This is a genomic window from Variovorax ginsengisoli, assembly GCF_030486595.1.
In the GTDB taxonomy this organism is placed as follows: domain Bacteria; phylum Pseudomonadota; class Gammaproteobacteria; order Burkholderiales; family Burkholderiaceae_C; genus Variovorax; species Variovorax ginsengisoli_B.
Genome location: NZ_JAUJZH010000048.1, coordinates 1 through 18,063, shown reverse-complemented (window position 1 = coordinate 18,063; position 18,063 = coordinate 1). Strand labels below are relative to the sequence as shown.

12 protein-coding genes and 2 pseudogenes are annotated in these 18,063 nt (G+C 64.8%); 10 read left to right on the top strand and 4 right to left on the bottom strand.

All coding sequences use genetic code 11. The features are described 5' to 3' along the window. Positions 1–52: 52 nt before the first annotated feature. The 3 genes and pseudogenes from QZH52_RS36555 to QZH52_RS36545 all read left to right on the top strand — a co-directional run. Positions 53–1,060, top strand: coding sequence for an isopenicillin N synthase family dioxygenase (locus QZH52_RS36555; RefSeq protein ID WP_301816197.1), 1,008 nt, complete (start codon positions 53–55; stop codon positions 1,058–1,060). Positions 1,061–1,284: 224 nt separating this feature from the next. Continuing rightward, positions 1,285–1,668: pseudogene (locus tag QZH52_RS36550) on the top strand (transposase); the annotation flags it as partial. Then, positions 1,653–3,276: pseudogene (locus tag QZH52_RS36545) on the top strand (Tn3 family transposase); the annotation flags it as partial. The pseudogenes QZH52_RS36550 and QZH52_RS36545, both read left to right, overlap by 16 nt. A 552-nt stretch (positions 3,277–3,828) precedes the next feature. On the opposite strand, the gene QZH52_RS36540 reads toward QZH52_RS36545, so the two are convergent. Next, positions 3,829–4,236: a VOC family protein gene (locus QZH52_RS36540; protein ID WP_301816195.1), complete on the bottom strand. Its 408-nt coding sequence runs from the start codon at positions 4,234–4,236 to the stop codon at positions 3,829–3,831. 606 nt (positions 4,237–4,842) lie between these two features. Here QZH52_RS36540 and QZH52_RS36535 point away from each other — a divergent pair. From QZH52_RS36535 to QZH52_RS36520, 4 genes are all read left to right on the top strand, one after another. Further along, positions 4,843–6,525, top strand: coding sequence for an AMP-binding protein (locus QZH52_RS36535; RefSeq protein WP_301816213.1), 1,683 nt, complete (start codon positions 4,843–4,845; stop codon positions 6,523–6,525). Between the two features lie 409 nt (positions 6,526–6,934). Then, a complete protein-coding gene (locus QZH52_RS36530; RefSeq protein WP_301816194.1) occupies positions 6,935–8,935 on the top strand; it encodes an alkyl/aryl-sulfatase in 2,001 nt (666 codons plus the stop codon). Positions 8,936–8,942: 7 nt separating this feature from the next. Beyond that, entirely contained in the window at positions 8,943–10,547 is a 1,605-nt protein-coding gene (locus tag QZH52_RS36525; RefSeq protein ID WP_301816193.1) for a GMC family oxidoreductase, read from the top strand. Positions 10,548–10,549: 2 nt separating this feature from the next. After that, positions 10,550–11,998, top strand: coding sequence for a coniferyl aldehyde dehydrogenase (locus QZH52_RS36520; protein WP_301816192.1), 1,449 nt, complete (start codon positions 10,550–10,552; stop codon positions 11,996–11,998). Positions 11,999–13,043: 1,045 nt separating this feature from the next. Here the strand turns inward: QZH52_RS36520 and QZH52_RS36515 are convergent. After that, positions 13,044–13,409: a response regulator gene (locus QZH52_RS36515; RefSeq protein ID WP_301816191.1), complete on the bottom strand. Its 366-nt coding sequence runs from the start codon at positions 13,407–13,409 to the stop codon at positions 13,044–13,046. Between the two features lie 398 nt (positions 13,410–13,807). Here QZH52_RS36515 and QZH52_RS36510 point away from each other — a divergent pair, with 398 nt between their 5' ends. Then, positions 13,808–14,113 carry a c-type cytochrome gene (locus QZH52_RS36510; protein WP_301816212.1) on the top strand — a complete coding sequence of 102 codons (306 nt, stop codon included), beginning with the start codon at positions 13,808–13,810 and terminating at the stop codon, positions 14,111–14,113. Positions 14,114–14,165: 52 nt separating this feature from the next. Here QZH52_RS36510 and QZH52_RS36505 read toward each other — a convergent pair whose 3' ends face one another. After that, positions 14,166–14,456, bottom strand: coding sequence for a hypothetical protein (locus QZH52_RS36505; RefSeq protein ID WP_301816190.1), 291 nt, complete (start codon positions 14,454–14,456; stop codon positions 14,166–14,168). 524 nt (positions 14,457–14,980) lie between these two features. On the opposite strand from QZH52_RS36505, the gene QZH52_RS36500 reads away from it, so the two are divergent. Beyond that, positions 14,981–16,816 carry an ATP-binding protein gene (locus QZH52_RS36500; protein ID WP_366919367.1) on the top strand — a complete coding sequence of 612 codons (1,836 nt, stop codon included), beginning with the start codon at positions 14,981–14,983 and terminating at the stop codon, positions 16,814–16,816. 10 nt (positions 16,817–16,826) lie between these two features. After that, a complete protein-coding gene (locus QZH52_RS36495) occupies positions 16,827–17,441 on the top strand; it encodes a response regulator transcription factor (protein WP_301816188.1) in 615 nt (204 codons plus the stop codon). Positions 17,442–17,461: 20 nt separating this feature from the next. Here the strand turns inward: QZH52_RS36495 and QZH52_RS36490 are convergent. Beyond that, positions 17,462–18,063, bottom strand: a 602-nt coding sequence (locus QZH52_RS36490; protein WP_301816187.1) for a hypothetical protein, incomplete at its 5' end; no start/stop codon positions are given.

Genomic DNA, 18,063 nt, shown 5'->3' with positions numbered 1-18,063 from the left:
GAAGTCACCGTCTTTTCCACTTCGATCAATGCAAGTCATGGAAGGAAACGTCATGCTCACCGATACCCTGGCCCCGACCCCCAATCCGATCCGGCACGACGCGCCGGAGGAGATCCCCGTGCTCGACCTCGGACCCTACCTGCGGGGCGACCCCGGCGCGCTGCATGCGCTCGGCAAGCAGTTGGGGCATGCGCTGGAGAACGTCGGCTTCTATTTCATCGTCAACCACGGCATTGAACAGGCGCTGATCGACCGGACCTTCGCAGCCGCCAGGCGTTTCCATGCACAGCCGGTCGACGAGAAGCTGAAGATCAAGCTCGACAGCAACTTGCGCGGATACGAGCCGCTCAAGGGCTCGACGACGCGGCACTCGGCGTTCGAGGCCAACAACCGGCCGAATCTCAACGAGGCATTCTTCATCGGCCGTGACCTTGCACCGGATCACCCCGACGTGCTGGCGGGTCGTCCTTTCCGCGGCCTCAACCAGTGGCCCGACGACTTGCCGGGATTCCGCGAAGACGTGCTGGCCGATTGCCGCGCCGCCGAGAAGCTCGGCTTGGCATTGGTGCCGGTGTACGCCGTCGCGCTCGGCGTGGAGCCCGGGTTCCTGATGCGCGGATTCGAAGACCCGATGTTCACCTTCCGCATGTCGCACTATCCGCAGACCGGCGCGCTGGAGGACAACGAGTTCAGCCTCGCGCCGCATGCCGACATGAGCTTCATGACCTTGCTGCCGGACAACGAAGTGCCCGGACTGTCCATCCGCTTGCCGAACGGGCGCTGGATCGATGCCCCGGCCATGGCCGGCAGCTTCCTGGTGAATGGCGGCGACCTGTTGCGCCGCTATACCAATGACCGCTTCCTGGCGACGCCGCACAAGGTCTTGAACCGCTCGGGCGTCGAACGCTACGCCATCCCGTTCTTCATGGATTGCAGCTACGACTTCGTCATGGAGTGCCTGCCGACATGCCGCGGCGAACACAACCCGGCACGCTACGAACCGATCAGCTATGCCGAGTTTCGCAAGTTCTACCGGCGCTCGCACTATGGGAATGTCTAATGGCCTGTCCCGGTGATACCCGGCGCAACCTGACGTCCGGCATTGGCCAAACGTCACGCATCGGCTACATCGCCGCGATCTTCGCTGGATGCTTGACGTCAAAAAAGAGCGAGCTCGAATTGAAAAATCACGCGTCGCATGAGCCTTGTCTGGAGGAGGCCTTCCGTAAATAGCTTGGCGGCCTCAACTCTGAAGTGCAACACCTCATCGCATAAGGTGTGCACATGAATGAACGAACAAGGTACCAGCAGCTTCAACCCGAGGACCGAATGACGCTGGCAAGCATGCTTCAGCAGGGTTCGAGCATGCGGGCCATGGCCCGCATGCTCGGGCGCTCGGCGTCCACCATCAGCCGGGAGTTCGAGCGCAACACGCTGGCCGAATTGCCCTACGCTTCGCACTCGGCGCAGGCCTGCAGCCAGGGGCGGCGTCAAGCGGCACGGCCGACGCGCAAGCTCGACATGCAAGGAGTGGGCTGGCGCGTGGTGCTGACCCTGCTGGACTGGCGCTGGTCGCCCCAGCAGATCGCGGGTACCCTGAAGCGTGTGTTCCCCAACGAGCCCGAGCGCCACGTGTCCCACGAAACCATCTACAACGCCATCTACGCGCATTGGAAGCCTGCACGATGATGTCGCTGCGAAAGAGCCTTCGTCGCGGCAGTGTCTGGATCGACCACTCACTGAGCCATCGGGAGCGCGACCAGATGCTGATCCCTCCGGCCCATTGGGAATCGCAACGTGAGCAGCACATCGACCTCCTGGGGATGCCCAAGTCCCCCCGGGAGTTCCTGGAGCCGTTGTTGGCCAACCTGGTTGCGGGCAGTGCCGCGGTTCGCGATGGGCTGGACCGGGGCAAGGTCGAAATCAGCGCCGACGGCATGCTGCGCCTGCCCGCCATCGACGCCCTCCCCGAGAAGAGCGAACCTGTGCGTACGCGCGAGACCGTCTACAAGCTCATCGGGAACGTTCAGTTCCCCGATCTGCTGATGCAACTGGATGCTGCGACCAACTTCAGCGATGCCTTGCTGGGGCACCGGGCGCAGACTGCGGATGAGCTCGTCGGGTTGTATGGCGCTTTGCTGGCGCACGGCACCGACATCGACGCCAAAGGGGTCGCCTCGATGATCCCGGGTCTGGAGCCAAGCCAGATCTCCGTGGCGATGCGGGCCCTGGAAGGCAGTGGCCGGCTTCGGCGCGCCAACGAACGTGTCGCGCAGTTCCAAAGCCAGATCCCGATCGCTGCCCTCTGGGGTGATGGCGACAAGGTGTCGGCCGACATGATGTCGCTCGACGCGTCACGCCACCTCTGGAACGCCCGGGTCGATCCGCGCCGGCGCACCTACGCCTCAGGCCTGTACACCCACGTGCGTGATCGATGGGGCATCGTCTATGACCAGCCCATCGTACTCAACGAACGTCAGGCAGGTGCCGCTATCGAGGGTGTCGAGACACACAACCGCAGCGATGACCTCATGCAGCTATCGCTGGTGGCGGTAGATACCCATGGGTATACGAATCCGGCGATGGCCATCGCCAAGCTGCTGGGCTTTGACCTGTGTCCGCGGCCGCGTGATTTGGCGGAGCGAAAGCTGCACCTGCCTCGCGTCTTCAGAATCCCGGAAGGACTCGAAGCAGTCTCCGTGAGGAGCGTCTCGCTCGGCGCCATCGAGCGTGGCTGGGACGAGCTCCTTCGCCTGGCGGCGTCCATTCGATCCGGGCGCGTGTCAGCCACGCTGGCCCTGCAGCGCTTCGGATCGGCTGCGCAAGGAGACCCCCCTGCATCGAGCAGCTGAACATCTGGGACGGCTGCTGCGCACCGTCTTCCTCTGCGACTACATCGCCATCGAGGACTTCCGGCGCGAGATTCACACGCTACTGAACCGGGGCGAATCGGTGCATCAGCTCCAGCGCGCGGTGTACAGCGGCAAGGTTGCGCCGGAGCGCGGCCGGCGGCGCGACGAGATGCTGGCGATTTCGGGCTCGCATGCACTGCTGACGAACATCGTGCTGGCCTGGAACACGAGCCGGATGCACGAGGTCGTTGAGAGGCTGAAGCGTCAGGGAACCCGAATCGAGGACGACTGGTTGCGCCGCATCGGACCAGCGCACTTCTCGCACATCAACTTTCGCGGCACGATGAAGTTCAACGTCGAGAAGTACGCCGACACGCTTGTTCAGCGGCGACCCAATACGAGGCATGCACCATCGTCACGCTGACGGCGCAAGCGCGCGAAGGCGACCGGGCGTTTGATGGTGAGCTGCTGTACGTCGGCTATCGCTGGCAATTCCGATTTCGGGTGGGCTGGGCTGACTAACAGCCGTGAGCTGCCTCGCTGGAGGCGCAGTTCCAAGCTCGAAATGAAACTCTTTCAATTCATTGAGCTTTTCCCGAAATTCCGTATTCAGGTGACAACGGCCGCGAAGCCGCCACCGCACGGCACTGAAACAGGATCTCAGGTTGCCCGCGATCTGATGTCTTACTAGACTCGAGACCTCCTTCACCGCATCGTGAAGTGTAGGAAGGATGTTCCAGCAACGTAGTAACCGCGTTCCATCTGGCCACCAACTCGCGGCGTCAGTCAAATCGCCCGAGAGCAAGCCAAGGCCTACTGAACTGAACGAGACCGACTGCACGGCCAGCTACGAGCAGCTGCTGGCTCGCGGCGTGGTGCTTACGAAGCCACCAACGGACCGCTACGGTAGTGTGGTGTTGGCTTGCGCGAATCCGCGAGCAAAGGCTGGAGATGATCGCGGCTGCCTCCAAATAGATCATCGATAGGGCGGGCCCTTGAGCTCGACGACGTTGCCCTCAGGGTCGCGTAGGTAGATCGATGGCCCCTCGCCCTCCGCCCCGAAACGCGACTCAACGGGGCCCGCATCGATGCCCAGCGCCGACAAATGGCCGCGGATCGCCTGTTCGTCGAAGGGCTCGACGCGGAAGCAGAAGTGGTCGAGATTGCGGCCCTCTTCGCCCGCCGGCGCACCGCCCGCGCGCCCCAGAGCGCCATCGATCGGAACGAGATCGAGCATAGAGCGTCCGGCCCGCAGCTGCGTCAAGCCGATGTCGTCGCGCTTCCGCTCGACCTGGCAGCCGAGGCCGTCGCAATAGAAACGCAGCATGCCCGGCAGGTCGGTGACGCGCAGGACGAGGTGGTCGATGTCGCGGATCTGGATCATGGAGGTCCCCTGAGCGGACGGATGTTTGGCCTCGGAGCAATCCTAGCGCGTGCTGCAGCAGCTTCGAGATCGACCCACAACGCAGTCCGTAACCAGCGACGCCAACAGCTTGCGGTAGCCGTAGCAGCGGGGCCTAGCTCGAAGATATCGGTGATGCTGCGACGTACAGCGAAGTACTTGTCAGCCACCTCCGCAGCCGACTCGCCTCGTCAGCATGCTTGTCTTCGAAGGAGCGCACGCTGCACCCACACATCCAGCGTACGGGTAAACCCCTATTTGCATACGAATGCAAGCTCCGGCCGGTGGCAAGGGCGACATCATCTGGATCCGTTGCTCGCCATGGACCACCTTGGGCCATGGAATGCCGCTGGCCTGCACCCAACTGCGGTCCCACGCCACAGTGGTCGCCTGCGTCGGTTGCCCCGTTTTTGAGGTCCTTGCTCCTTCAATTGCATCCAGTGCATTGATTCTGCATCAACTATGCATTGGACTCAATCGGTCCTCACCGGAACAATTGCGTCCACAGAGCCCCGGCGTTCATCCACAGGACCCGGCCAGCGAATTTGCAGCCAAGGAGACAACCTGGTGAACTCCATCCAGAACATCGTGCAGGCCGCCGCATGCTCGTTACCGCCCTCGTATCAGGACGCGACGACGACCCAACGGCATTGGCAGGCCAGCTACGGCAGCACGCCGAACGAAATCAATCCCGACGCCTATCGCTCGGTGGTGGACATGATGGACCAGGCCATGAAGCGCTTTGCCGACCGGCCGGCGATGCGCTGCGCGGGCCAGACGCTGAGCTACGCCGACCTCGATCGGCTCTCGCGTGACTTCGCAGCCTACCTGCAGAGCAAGCTCGGCGTGAAGAAGGGCGACCGCGTCGCCGTGATGACGCCCAACCTGCTGGCCTTCCCGATCGCTTTCCTCGGCATCATCCGTGCCGGTGCCGCGCAGGCCAACGTCAATCCCTTGTACACGCCGCGCGAACTCGAGCACCAGCTCAACGATGCCGGTGTCGAGACCCTTGTGGTCTTCAGCGGCGTCACCGCCACCGTGGCCGAGGTCGTGGCCAGGACCCGGCTCAAGACCATCCTCACCGTCGGTCTGGGCGACGGCAGCGGCGTCGCCTTGCCGAGCCCGCCGGTGGACGGGCGCCTGACGGGCGCCGTCGCCTTCACCGATGCGCTGGCCGAAGGCGCCGGGCTGCCCTTCACACCGGTCGATGTCGATGGCGACGACCTGCTGTTCCTGCAGTACACCGGCGGTACGACCGGCCTGTCCAAGGGGGCGGCGCTGTCGCACCGCAACCTGGTGGCCAACACCGAGCAATTCAAGGCCTTCATGCCCTCCGTCCTGCGCCCGGGGGAGGAGGTCGTCGTCACGGCGATTCCCCTGTATCACATCTTCGCGCTGATGGTGAACTTCATCAGCTACTTCTCGGTCGGCGCCGACAACTGGCTGGTGCCCAATCCCCGTGACTTCGACAGCTTCCTCGACACGCTCAAGAAAGCGCGTCCTAGCATTTTCATCGGCGTCAACACGCTCTACGCCGGGCTTGTCGCGCACCCCCGAGGCAAGGAAGTCGACTGGTCCAACCTGCGCCTGGCCGCCGGCGGCGGCGCGGCCGTGATCGGTGCGGTGTCCGACAAGTGGAGAGCGCTCACCGGAACCTTCATCCGCGAAGGCTATGGCCTGTCGGAAACCTCTCCGATCCTGACCTTCAACCCGGCCGCAGTGAACGAATTCACCGGCACCACCGGGTTGCCGATGCCCTCGACCGACATCAAGCTGCTGGATGACAACGGGTGCGAAGTCGGCATCGGCGAAGCGGGCGAGATCTGCGCCAGGGGCCCGCAGGTGATGAGCGGTTACTGGCAGCAGCCCGAGGCCAACGCGGCCGCATTCACCGCCGACGGCTACTTCCGCACCGGCGACATCGGCATCTTCGATGCGCGAGGGTTCCTGAAGATCGTCGACCGGAAGAAGGACATGGTCATCGTCTCCGGGTTCAACGTCTACCCCAACGAGATCGAAGCCGTGGCCACCGGTTGCCCCGGTGTCGCCGAATGCGCATGCGTGGGCGTGCCGGACGAGAAGACGGGCGAGGCGGTCAAGCTGTTCGTGGTCAGGGCGGCGAACGCCGCACTGGGCGAGACCGAGCTGCTCGCCCATTGCCGCGAGCAGCTCACCGCCTACAAGGTGCCCAGGATCGTGCGTTTCGTCGAGGCCTTGCCCAAGTCCACGGTCGGCAAGATCTTGCGCCGCGAACTTCGCGACGTGGCATGAAGCACCCCGCCGCAAACACGGCGATGGGCGAGAACACCTATGGCTGGCCGTTCTTCCGATCGGATCGGCAAGGAGCTCGGCAGGTCCGAACTGGGTGATCGTGGGACGGGGCGGCATCGACGCCTTCGCGCACGCGGCAGCGCGAGAAGCTACCGCTAGCTGGTCATGCTGGGCTGGTCCAGCCTTCCCTGACTGCGGCGCATCCGGCACGCGACGCTGGTGATGGCGGACAACGACGACCCGCTGGGCTGCTGATCAATGCGTGCTGCACGCGTGGCTGCTGCCCGACGCGCGCCTGCATGGGGTCGACGACGGCCATCTCTTCCTCTTGACCCGCGCACGGGAAACCGCACGGGTCGTTGCGAGTTCCTGGTAACACCGAACTCACCCAACCTACCTGGAGACAAGTATGAAACATTCGCACCGCCTGATGAGCGGCATCTTGCTGGCAGCCTGCGCTGCCGGCGCCCAGGCCCAGGCCCAGGCCCAGGCCCAGGCCCACGCGCCGAAGGACGCCACCGAAGCCACGCGCGCGGCCAACCGCGCGCTACTGGCCACACTGCCGATGGCCGACAAGCAGTCGTTCGACGACGCCAGGCGCGGCCTTGTCGAAAGCCTGAGCAGTGACCAGGTGATCATGGGCGCCCAGGGCCGGCCCGCCTGGTCACTCAAGGGCTACGAATTCCTGTCGAAGGAGCAGGCGCCGGACACGGTGAACCCTGGCCTGTGGCGACATGCACGCGTCAACATGGGCGCCGGCCTGTACCAGGTCACGGACGGCATCTACCAGCTGCGTGGTTTCGACCTGTCGAACATGACGGTCATCGAAGGCAAGACTGGACTGATCCTGGTCGACCCGCTGATCACCACAGAAACGGCGAAGGCGGCGCTGGAGCTTTACTACAAGCACCGTCCGCGCAAGCCGGTGAGGGCGGTGATCTATTCGCACAGCCACGTCGACCACTTCGGCGGAGTTCGCGGCGTCCTGAGCGAGGAGGAGGTGGCCTCCGGCAAGGTCAAGATCATCGCGCCCGTCGGTTTCATGGAAGAGGCCGTGGGCGAGAACGTCATCGCCGGCAACGCCATGTCGCGCCGGGGCATCTATCAGTTCGGCCCGTTGCTGCCGCGGGGCGAAAAAGGCCAGGTCGATGCGGGGCTGGGCAAGTCGGTCTCCTTCGGCACGGTCAGCCTGATCCCACCCACGATGCTGATCGAGAAGACGGTCGAGGCGCACAGCATCGACGGCGTCGACATCATCTTCGAACTCACCCCGGGGGCCGAAGCGCCGTCCGAGATGATCATGTACTACCCGCAGTCGAAGGTGCTGAACATGACGGAAATCGCCTCGCAGACCATGCACAACCTGCTGCCCATGCGCGGCGCGCTGGCGCGCGACCCGTTGATCTGGTCCAAGCACCTGGGCGGTGCACTGCAGCGCTACGGCGCCAAGAGCGACGTGATGATTGCACAGCACAACTGGCCGGTGTGGGGCACCGAGCGCGTGCAGGACTTCCTGAAGAAGCAGCGCGACACCTACAAGTACGTGCATGACCAGACGGTGCGACTGATGAACCATGGCCATGTCGGCTCCGAGATCGCCGATGTGCTGAAGATGCCCGCCAGCCTGAACCAAGACTGGTCCACGCACGCCTTCTATGGAGACCTGAAGCACAACGTCAAGGCCGTCTACCAACGCTATCTGGGCTACTACGACGGCAATCCGGCCAATCTCTATGCGTTGCCGCCGGTGACCGCTGCGCAGAAGACCATCGAGTATATGGGTGGCGCGCCGGCGGTGCTGCAGCGCGCCAAGGCAGACTTTGCCAAGGGCGAGTTCCGCTGGGTTGCCCAGATGACTTCGCAGTTGGTGTTTGCGGACTCGGCCAACCAGGAGGCCCGAGGCCTGGCCGCCGACGCCTACGAGCAATTGGGCTACCAGGCCGAATCCTCCACGGCTCGCAACGCCCTTCTGCAGGGTGCGTGGGAGCTGCGCAACGGCCTGCCCAAGATGCCAGCCGTGAATACGCAGGCGCCGGACGTGATCCGCGCCCTGACCCTTGACATGTACTTCGACTACCTGGGCGTGCGGCTGAACGGGGAGAAGGCCGCGGGGAAGACGACGGTTCTGAACTGGCAGTTCACCGACACGAAGCAGAACTACGTGCTCAACCTCGAGAACAGCGCGCTGACGTTTGTCGCCGGTGCCCAGTCCGCCAACGCCGATGCGACGTTGACCCTGACGCGTGCGACGTTGGACGAGATCTCGCTGCAGAAGACGACGTTCCCGGCAGCCCTGCAAGCGGGCCAAATCGTGGTGACGGGCAAGCGCGAGAAGGTCGGCGAGTTGCTGGGGATGCTCGACACCTTCCCGAGCACATTTCCGTTGATCGAGCCGCGCCCGACGCACTGAGGCCCCGATGAACACGACCTTCGACTACATCGTCATCGGTGCCGGCTCGGCCGGCAGCGTGATCGCCTCGCGCCTGAGCGAGGACCGCGACGTCCGCGTTTGCCTGCTGGAGGCCGGCGGTCCCGACAAGAGCATCCTGGTCCACATGCCGGCCGCGGTGGTGGCGATGGTGCCGACCTCCATCAACAACTGGGCGTTCAAGACGGTGCCGCAACCGGGGCTGAACGGCCGGCGCGGCTACCAGCCACGCGGTAAGACTTTGGGCGGGTCGAGCTCGATCAATGCCATGCTCTACGTGCGGGGGCATCGCTGGGACTACGACCACTGGGCGTCGCTCGGCAACCCCGGCTGGTCCTACGACGAGGTGCTGCCGTACTTCAGGAAAGCCGAGCACAACGAGACCCATCGCGACGCGTTTCACGGCCAGGGCGGGCCGCTGAACGTTGCCGAGATCCAGCAGCCCAGCGCGATGAGCCGCCTGTTCGTCGATGCTGCGCGCGAATGCGGACTGCCCATCACGCCCGACTACAACGGGGCCGATCAGTACGGCGCCTTCATGTACCAGGTGACGCAGAAGAACGGCGAGCGCTGCAGCGCGGCCAAGGCCTACCTGACACCCAATCTTCGCCGGCCCAACCTCAGCGTCATCACCCGCGCCCTGTCGCAGCGCCTGCTGTTCGAAGGGCGGCGCGTGGTCGGCGTGCAAGCCCGGATCGACGGACGCGAGCTGCGCTTCGAGGCACGGCGAGAAGTGATCGTGAGCGCCGGCGCCTTCGGCTCGCCGCAGATCCTGCAGTTGTCGGGCATCGGCCCGGCGGCGCATCTGCAATCCAAAGGCATCGCCCCGGTAGTCGACCTGGCCGGTGTCGGCGAGAACCTGCAGGACCACATCGACTACGTCTACACCTACCGCACGGGCAGCGACACCGAGACCTTGGGCGCTTCGATGACCGGTGGCATGCGCATACTCAAGGGGATTTCGCAATGGAAGAGGGAGCGCCGGGGCATCATGACGAGTTCGATCGCCGAGGCCGGCGCCTTCCTGCGCAGCCGACCGGATGTGGACGTGCCGGACTTGCAGCTGGTGTTCGTGCAGGCCATCGTCGATGACCATGCGCGCAGGCTGCGCCTGGGCCATGGTTTCAGCTGTCACACCACGCTGCTGCGGCCCAGGAGCCGCGGCACCGTCCGGCTGAATTCCCCCGATCCGGCGGCCGCGCCCCGCATCGATCCGCGATTCTTCAGCGATCCGGCCGACATCGCGCTGCTCATCGAGGGGGCTCACCAGCAGCGGCGCATTCTCGATGCCTCCCCGTTCGCGCCGGTGCGCGGCAAGGGGCTCTACCCGCTCGACCAGCGCGACGCGCGCGCCGTCGAGCAAGACATCCGTGATCGCGCCGATACGCAATATCATCCCGTGGGCACCTGCAAGATGGGCCACGATTCGATGGCTGTGGTCGACGCGCGGTTGCGGGTGCACGGCGTGCGGGGCCTGCGCGTGGCCGACGCGTCCATCATGCCGACGCTGGTCGGCGGCAATACCAACGCGCCCAGCATCATGATTGGCGAGAAGGCGGCCGACATGATTCGCGCCGACAAACTGGATCATTGACCATGAGTGCTGTCCTGACCCCCATCTCCCTCCACGCCGATGCGGCGGAGATCGAGCGCATGCATCGCCTGTTCGACATGCAGCGCAATGCTTTCGCGGCTGCCCCATACCCCGATCTCGCGGCGCGCAAGGCCAAGCTGCGCCGGCTGATCGATGCGCTGCGCCGCTATCAGAACGAAATCGTCGCTGCGGTGAACGATGACTTCGGCGTCCGCGCCGGTGCCGAAACCAAGCTGGTCGAGGTCATGGGCCCGATCCTGGAGGCACGGCATGCCTTGTCGCACATGCGCAGCTGGATGAAGCCACGCCGGCGCAGCACCGAGATGCTGTTCCTCACCAACAGCGCCTGGGTCGAATACCAGCCCAAGGGCGTGGTGGGCATCATCGGCACCTGGAATTTCCCGCTGTACCTGACCATCGGCCCGCTGATTGCGGCGCTGGCTGCAGGCAACCGGGCGATGGTCAAGGTCTCGGAGTTCACGCCACGGACCACCGCGCTGTTGCGAACGATGCTGAGCGGGTGCTTTGCCGAAGACGAGGTGGCGGTATTCGGCGGCGCGGTCGAAGCCGCGCAGGCTTTCAATGCGCTGCCCTTCAATCACCTGGTCTTCACGGGATCGCCACGGGTGGGCCGTGAGGTCATGCGTGCGGCGGCCGACAACCTGACGCCGGTGACGCTCGAGCTCGGAGGGAAGTCGCCGGCCATCGTCGGCCCGGATGCCGACTTGCGGGACGCGGCGCTGCGCATCGCGCACGGCAAGGCTTTCAATGCCGGCCAGATCTGCGTCGCACCCGACTACGCGCTGGTGCCGCGCGGCAGCTCGAACGAGTTCGCCGCCGCGGTGCGCGAGGCGTTCGGCAAGCTGTACCCGAGCGTCGGCGGCAACCCCGAGTACACCAGCATCGTCACCGAGCGTCACGCGGCGCGGCTGCGCCAGTTGCTCGACGATGCCCGGGCCAAGGGAGCGACCCTGCTGTCGTGCGGCGACGTCGCGCGCACCGGCCGCCAGATGGCGTTGACTGTCGTGACCGGTGTGAACGACCGCATGCAGCTGATGCAGGAGGAGATCTTCGGGCCGATCCTGCCGGTGCTCGAATACGACCGCCTGGACGATGCCATGGCGCTGGTGCGGCGTGGCGATCGGCCGTTGTCACTCTACGCGTTTGGCCTGAGCCCCGCCGAGCAGCGTCGTGTTTTACGGGAGACCCATGCCGGCGGCGTGACGCTCAACGACTGGGGCTGGCATGTCTTCCAGCACGACCTGCCGTTCGGCGGCATTGGCAACTCGGGCATGGGCACCTACCACGGGGAAGAGGGTTTCCGCGAACTCTCGCATGCCAAGTCCGTGTTCAAGCGGCAACGATGGTTTCCGATCGGCCTGTTCTACCCGCCGTACGGCAACTTGGTGCAGCGGCTTTCGATGCGCCTTTATCTTGGCAAGAGCGCCTGAGGACGAAAAACGCAGGAACCGACCATATACCGAACCCACCTACCTGCCGATGCAGGAGGTGCTGAGATATCTGAGGGCCAACGGTTACAGGACCCATATCGTCGCCGGCGGCAGCCAGGATTTCGTGCGAGCATCTTCGGACGCCACCTACGGCGTCCCGCCGGGCCAGGTGCTGGGTAGCGCATGCAGTACCACCTATGGCTACGGCAAGGACGGCAAACCATTTCTTGACCGAGCTGCCAAAACTGCTCCTCAATGACAACAACGCGGGCAAGCCTGAAGGCATTCACTTGATGATAGGCCGGCGCCGCTTCGCGTCATTTCGGCAATTCGACAGGCGACCGGCAAATGTTGGAATACGCAACGGCAGGCGACGGCTGGCGGCTCGGGATGCTACTGCTGCATGACGACGCCGCGCGCGATCCTGGTCAGGAGTGCGTTGCCCAAATCCAAGCCTTCAGCGTACCGAACACGTCTCGATGGTTCGGTGTCGTAGCCTGAAAGTCCCGGGCGCACCGTCCACGCGTGCTTGGACCATCTCCAGAACGTCCTCGTGCTCCCAACGACCAATGCGCCGCATTGGAGAGCCGGCGTGCGCTGGGACTTGAGATGGCAGTCCCGACACTCGAACGGCCAGTACTCGTGGAAGGTCCTGCCTCTCTCGACAGCAGTGAACCGGTATGGCGATCTGCCCGGCAGCGCTCCGGTGTACGTCGCGTCGTTCGTCGTAGATTGTTGGCGCCAGCCGAAAACTGACCCTGCCTCCGACGTTTGACTCGTTGCCGAGTGGCATCTTGAGCACGCTGCTGACGGACCGCCGCTCGTAGGCCAGCGCGTAGCTTTCAACCAGGCTCAACAATCGCTTGGCCCTGCCGTTATGCCGGGCCAGAACCCGGATGGCGGCTACTGGCCGAACTCCACAGATGACATTGGACATGGCCGCACGCGGGACGAACTCTCCACCACCACCTCCGGCTAGTGCGCGTTAGGCGCCTATCGTCAAGGCCTCAGGCTTTCGGGCCGCTGACGGCTGCACGGTGACGAGCTAACCGGCGTCCGATCGCATGCGTCGCACCGCGGCGCGCAGCTCGCGGACGCTGACCGGCCGCTCCAGAAAATCCGTCGCCTCCAGCCGCGCGATGTCCACGGCGGTGCGAAACGCGGAGTGCGGTCCCACGACGATCACGGGCAGTGCCAAGCCGCGTTGCCTCAAGGCGCGCACGAGCCTCAGCGTCGCGGCCTCGTCGACGTCGGCCGACGCGAGCAAGCACTGGCCCTGACCGCTGGGTGGCCGGTCGAGAAAGGCCTCGCTGTCGTCCACGAACTCAATATTGGCGATCCGTCCAAGCGCCGATTCGATCCATGCGCGCTCATCCCGCGTGAAACCGAGGACGTGGACGGTGGTGGACATAGCTTCGGCGTCTCCCGAGGCATGAAGGGTGCCGGTTCCAGGACGGCCCCGAGCCAATGACCGATGCTGCCGCCATCCGGGCGGCGCGACCATCCCGGCGAGCACGCAGGGCCACGTACGTAAGCGCAGGCCGATTTCCGGCCTGGCGCGTCGATAACATCGGCGCGACCTGCGCGACCTGCGCGATCGCCGGCCTCGATCGAACTGGCGAATCGTCCGCCTGCCTGTCCCCTCTGGACGGTCAATCCCGGCGGCCACCCAAATGCACGTACGTGGACGGACATGCAGCAACGGCGGCGAATTCGCGATCCAATAGCCCCGTAGTTCGCCACCGGAAAGAGCGCCTTATCACACCAAGGAGGTGAGACATGAATCACGGACTCGCCCTTGCGATCGCCATGTCGTTGGCCCTGACCGGCGGTCTGCGGCCCGCGCCCGCTCAGGCGGGGCCTGCGGAACTGGCCCTGGCGACCAAGTTCGCCTGCATGTCCTGTCATTCCCAGACCCAAAAGCTGGTGGGTCCCTCCTTCGATGCGATCGCTGCCAAATACGGGGGCGACAACCCCAAAGCGGTGGATGCCTTGGTCACGGTCATTCAAAAAGGCAGCTCGGGCGTCTGGGGGCCGGTGCCGATGCCTGCGAATCCGCAGGTTTCCGAGGCGGACGCCCGCACCCTCGCCACGTGGATCCTCAGCCAGAAGTGAGAGATTCCGACCGCCGACCGATCGATCGCCACAGCCGCCGCGCGGACAATTCTTAATATCGCAGCCCCGCTAGATCCACGCCAGACAGGGCCTCGGCGATTTCGCGTGCCCTGGCAGCATCGCCGGCCTCGAACGCCGACAGCATCGCGCCGAGGCGTTCGCCGACGTCGTTGACGACCGCCAGATCGTGTCGCAACGAGGGCCGGATTTCGGACCACAGTCTCGCGATTTCCGCAAAGTGGATCTCGGGCGCATCGCTCCATGGCGGGAACTCAGAGGGCGCGCAACGGGCCGCCACCCGCAGGTAGGCGGCCAGGTCTTCCAACGCTTCCAAGAGCCTCACGGATGCCATCGACAAAAGAGATTGCGTCCGGGATGCGACCGCAACAAGGCCATTTGTTCCATCTTCCACGCGAAGCATGCATCGCGATATTGCACCTTAGTGCAATGCGTGTTGCAGCAAGGTGCAATACGAATAGCCCCGCGCGGCAGTTCGGTCGTGCGGAGGTGCGCCGCCTCCTCCATTCGGGTCGGTCCCCTTCGTGCGGCCCCCTGGACATCAGATTGACAGCGCGCGTCGCATGTGGCGATCATGCGGAAGGCGCAGCGCTGGCACCGCCCGTCGACACCAAGAAGCAAGAGCAAGAAGCGGGCAAGGTTGACCCAACGCCGAGGAGCGCCTCGCACTGACCGTTCATCGAAACGGCGGCAAGGACGGAGGATCACGATGAAACACATCACATGGAAGAAGCTGCCGCTCGCACGCGTTGTGCGTCGCCCAGGCCGGATCCCGCGTCTCTCTTCGCAAGAAGGTGGTCGGGTCGCACCGCGACACCTCGGGCCGCGCGATTTCGCAGCGGTTGACGCATGACGACCCGGCTGGCTCCACCCGGACCTCGCCCGCCACCTTTCGACCTGGACGACCTGCTGCGTTTCGAACGCCTGCTGTCGAAACTGTCCACTACATTCGGTTCGATACCGATGAAAGAACTCGACCGAGCCATCGACGATGGCCTGGTTCGAATCGTGGAGGCGCTGAACATCGATCGATCCGCGCTGATCCGGATCCGCACGCAGACCGGCTGCGCCCAGGTCACGCATGCCCATGCCGTCGAGGGTGTCGCGCCAGTACAACGGTTGCTGGTGGCCCGCGATGCGAACCCGTGGGCGCTTTCGATGGCGATCGCGAACCGACTGGTCGCGTTTTCGCGCCTCGACGATCTGCCGCCAGAGGCCAGCGTCGACAAGGCGAGCTGGCGGCGCGTAGGCCTGAAGTCCCACGTCATGGTGCCGATCATGGTGGCCGGGCATCTGCACGGCACGCTCAATTTCGGCTCCATCCGGGTCGAGCGCGAATGGACCGACGAGCTGCTGGGCCGGATGCGGCTGCTGGCGGAGATTTTCGGCAGTGCCTTGGCGCGCCAACGTGCCGAGGAAGAAGTGGAACGGGCGATCGGCTTCGAGCGGCTGGCCAGCAGCATCCTGGCTTCCCTGGTGCTGACGCGGCCCGACGAACAGGGCCAGGTCATCTGCCACGCTCTGCGTACGATCGGTGAATTCGTCGGCGCCGACCAAGTGGCGCTGTGGCGGGATACCAGTCGCGACGGGCGCTACGAACCGATCCAACGCTGGTCCGCGGAGGGCCTATCGGTCCAACCGGACCCTCCCGCGTACAACCTGCCCTGGCTGGCACGCCGCATGGCGGACCGCGACGTGGTCCGGCTGTCCACACTCGATGAGCTTCTATCCGCGGCCCATGTTGACGTCAACACCTTGCGCGCGCTGGGGATCCGCTCGTTGTTCATGGTGCCGGTCGAGGGTGAACAGGCGAGCGCCCTCCTCATGACGACGGTCGCACGCCATCACACCTGGGCCGACGCCTTGCTGCCGGGTGTCCGGCTGCTGGCCGACGTGCTCGGCAGCCTCCATGCACGCGAGTCTGCCGAGCGCCGCCGGCTCGCTGCGGAAGTCGAGGCGTCCCACTGGCGAGAGCGCCTGGCGCATCTGGTGCGGGTCCATACGGCTGGAGAGATGTCGGTCGCACTGGCCCACGAGATCACACAGCCGCTCGGCGCGATCGAGAACTACGCGATCGCCGCGCGACGCCGCGCGAGCGAGGCGTCGCCCGACATGCCCAAGGTCGCAGAATTGCTCGACAAGGTGATCGGCCAGTCCACGCGCGCCGGCGACGTGGTGACTCGCATGCGCAGCATGGCGAAGCGCCACGAACTCGACCCGAAGCCCATCCGCATCGAGCGGGCGGTGCGCGAATGCGTCGGCATGGTCAAGATGGACTGCGACCTGCGTGACATCCGCATTGAGCTTCCGCCTGCGAGCCCAGGGCCCACGGTGGTCGTCGATGAGATCCATGTGCAGCAGGTGCTGCTGAACCTGATGCGCAATGCGATGGAGGCAATCGAGCTCGCCCCTCTGGGCGGTGCGCGAGAGATCGCGGTCGCGGTCGCGATCCGGGCCGGCGAACGCGACGAGGTACGGGTGGACGTTGCCGACCGCGGCGTCGGGATCACCGAGGGCGACTTGGAGCGGATCTTCGAGTCCTTCTACTCAACCAAGTCGAGCGGTCTCGGCGTGGGCTTGGCGATTTGCCGCAAGCTGATCGAGGCCCATGGCGGCAAGCTTTGGGCCTCGCACAATCCCGGCGGGGGCGCCATCTTCAGCTTCACGCTCCCGCAGCTTCCATAGACTCACTCCAATGACCGTACCCACAATATTCATCATTGACGACGACGAGGCCTATCGCGACTCGGTGCGCGAACTGGTGAGCTCGATTGGCCTTGCGACGGAGGTCCACAGCTCGGCGCTGGCCTTCATCGAAAGCTTCGATCCGGCACGGCCGGGCTGCCTGGTGCTCGATGTGCGCATGGCTGTCATGAGCGGACTCGCACTGCAGCAGCGCCTGGCCGCCATCGGCGCGCGCATCCCGATCGTTTTCATCAGCGGTCATGGCGACATCGCGATGGCGGTCAAGGCGGTGAAGGACGGAGCCGTCGACTTCGTGCAGAAGCCCTACCGCGAGCAACAACTGCTCGATGCCATCGACGAGGCCCTGCGGCGCGATGCCGCCATCCGGGAGGCACCAGAGACTGAGACGCACCAGGGCCTGGCCAAGCGGATCGCCGGCCTGACCGATCGCGAGCGCGAAGTGTTGTCGCTGGCACTCAAGGGCTTGCCGAGCAAGATCATCGCCAAGGAACTCACGATCAGCCATCGCACCGTCGAGCAGCATCGCAGCCGTCTGCTCGAGAAGCTCGATGTCGGCTCAATCACCGAGCTGCTGCGAATGAATATCGAGCTTCCGCCCGAATAGGCGCTCGCGAGAGCGCCCACTTAAAAGCTGAAGTCGATCGCTTTCGGGCCGCCACCGACCGCCACGCCCTGCGATTTGGCCTTGCCCATGGCCTGGGCCTCCACGGTATAGCTTCCGTCGGGCAGCTTGATCAGGCAGATCGGCCCGGTCGAGGGAACCGTCAGCACGCTGACGCCCTTGGCATCCTTGATCGCGAGGTTGACCGAAGCCATGTACTCACCGCTGGCGGTGGCGAACAGCAAGGACAGGGGATAGTCCTTCCGGGCGGCGAGCATCGCCTTGGAAGAAGCCTCCCCGATGCCGCCGCAGCTGAAGGTTGCAGAGCCTTGCGTCTGCGGCGCTGGAATGGCGGGCAGGTTCTGGGCCGGCAGGGGCGTCGCCATGGCGGAGAGCACAACAGCGGCGGTACCGAGGACCGAAGACATGAGGCGCATATGAATCTCCTTCGCGGCAGCATCGCGACAGGCCAATTTTGGAAAGAGCACCCGCCCCGCGCCATCCCTGCGGCCACCTAGTGGGCCGTAACGATTGAATCGGGAGTAATTCGCCTTGTTGGGTCGAAGTACTTCCACTTCACGGACTTGGGTTGCTCGTTGTACTTGCGGATGTAGCGCATGAGCTT

What these genes read in the sequence shown, in the direction of transcription:
- QZH52_RS36555 (WP_301816197.1), top strand. Translation starts at nt 53, where the DNA reads ATGCTCACCGATACCCTGGCCCCGACCCCCAATCCGATCCGGCACGAC.
- QZH52_RS36540 (WP_301816195.1), bottom strand. Translation starts at nt 4,236, where the DNA reads ATGATCCAGATCCGCGACATCGACCACCTCGTCCTGCGCGTCACCGAC.
- QZH52_RS36530 (WP_301816194.1), top strand. Translation starts at nt 6,935, where the DNA reads ATGAAACATTCGCACCGCCTGATGAGCGGCATCTTGCTGGCAGCCTGC.
- QZH52_RS36525 (WP_301816193.1), top strand. Translation starts at nt 8,943, where the DNA reads ATGAACACGACCTTCGACTACATCGTCATCGGTGCCGGCTCGGCCGGC.
- QZH52_RS36520 (WP_301816192.1), top strand. Translation starts at nt 10,550, where the DNA reads ATGAGTGCTGTCCTGACCCCCATCTCCCTCCACGCCGATGCGGCGGAG.
- QZH52_RS36515 (WP_301816191.1), bottom strand. Translation starts at nt 13,409, where the DNA reads ATGTCCACCACCGTCCACGTCCTCGGTTTCACGCGGGATGAGCGCGCA.
- QZH52_RS36510 (WP_301816212.1), top strand. Translation starts at nt 13,808, where the DNA reads ATGTCGTTGGCCCTGACCGGCGGTCTGCGGCCCGCGCCCGCTCAGGCG.
- QZH52_RS36500 (WP_366919367.1), top strand. Translation starts at nt 14,981, where the DNA reads ATGACGACCCGGCTGGCTCCACCCGGACCTCGCCCGCCACCTTTCGAC.
- QZH52_RS36495 (WP_301816188.1), top strand. Translation starts at nt 16,827, where the DNA reads ATGACCGTACCCACAATATTCATCATTGACGACGACGAGGCCTATCGC.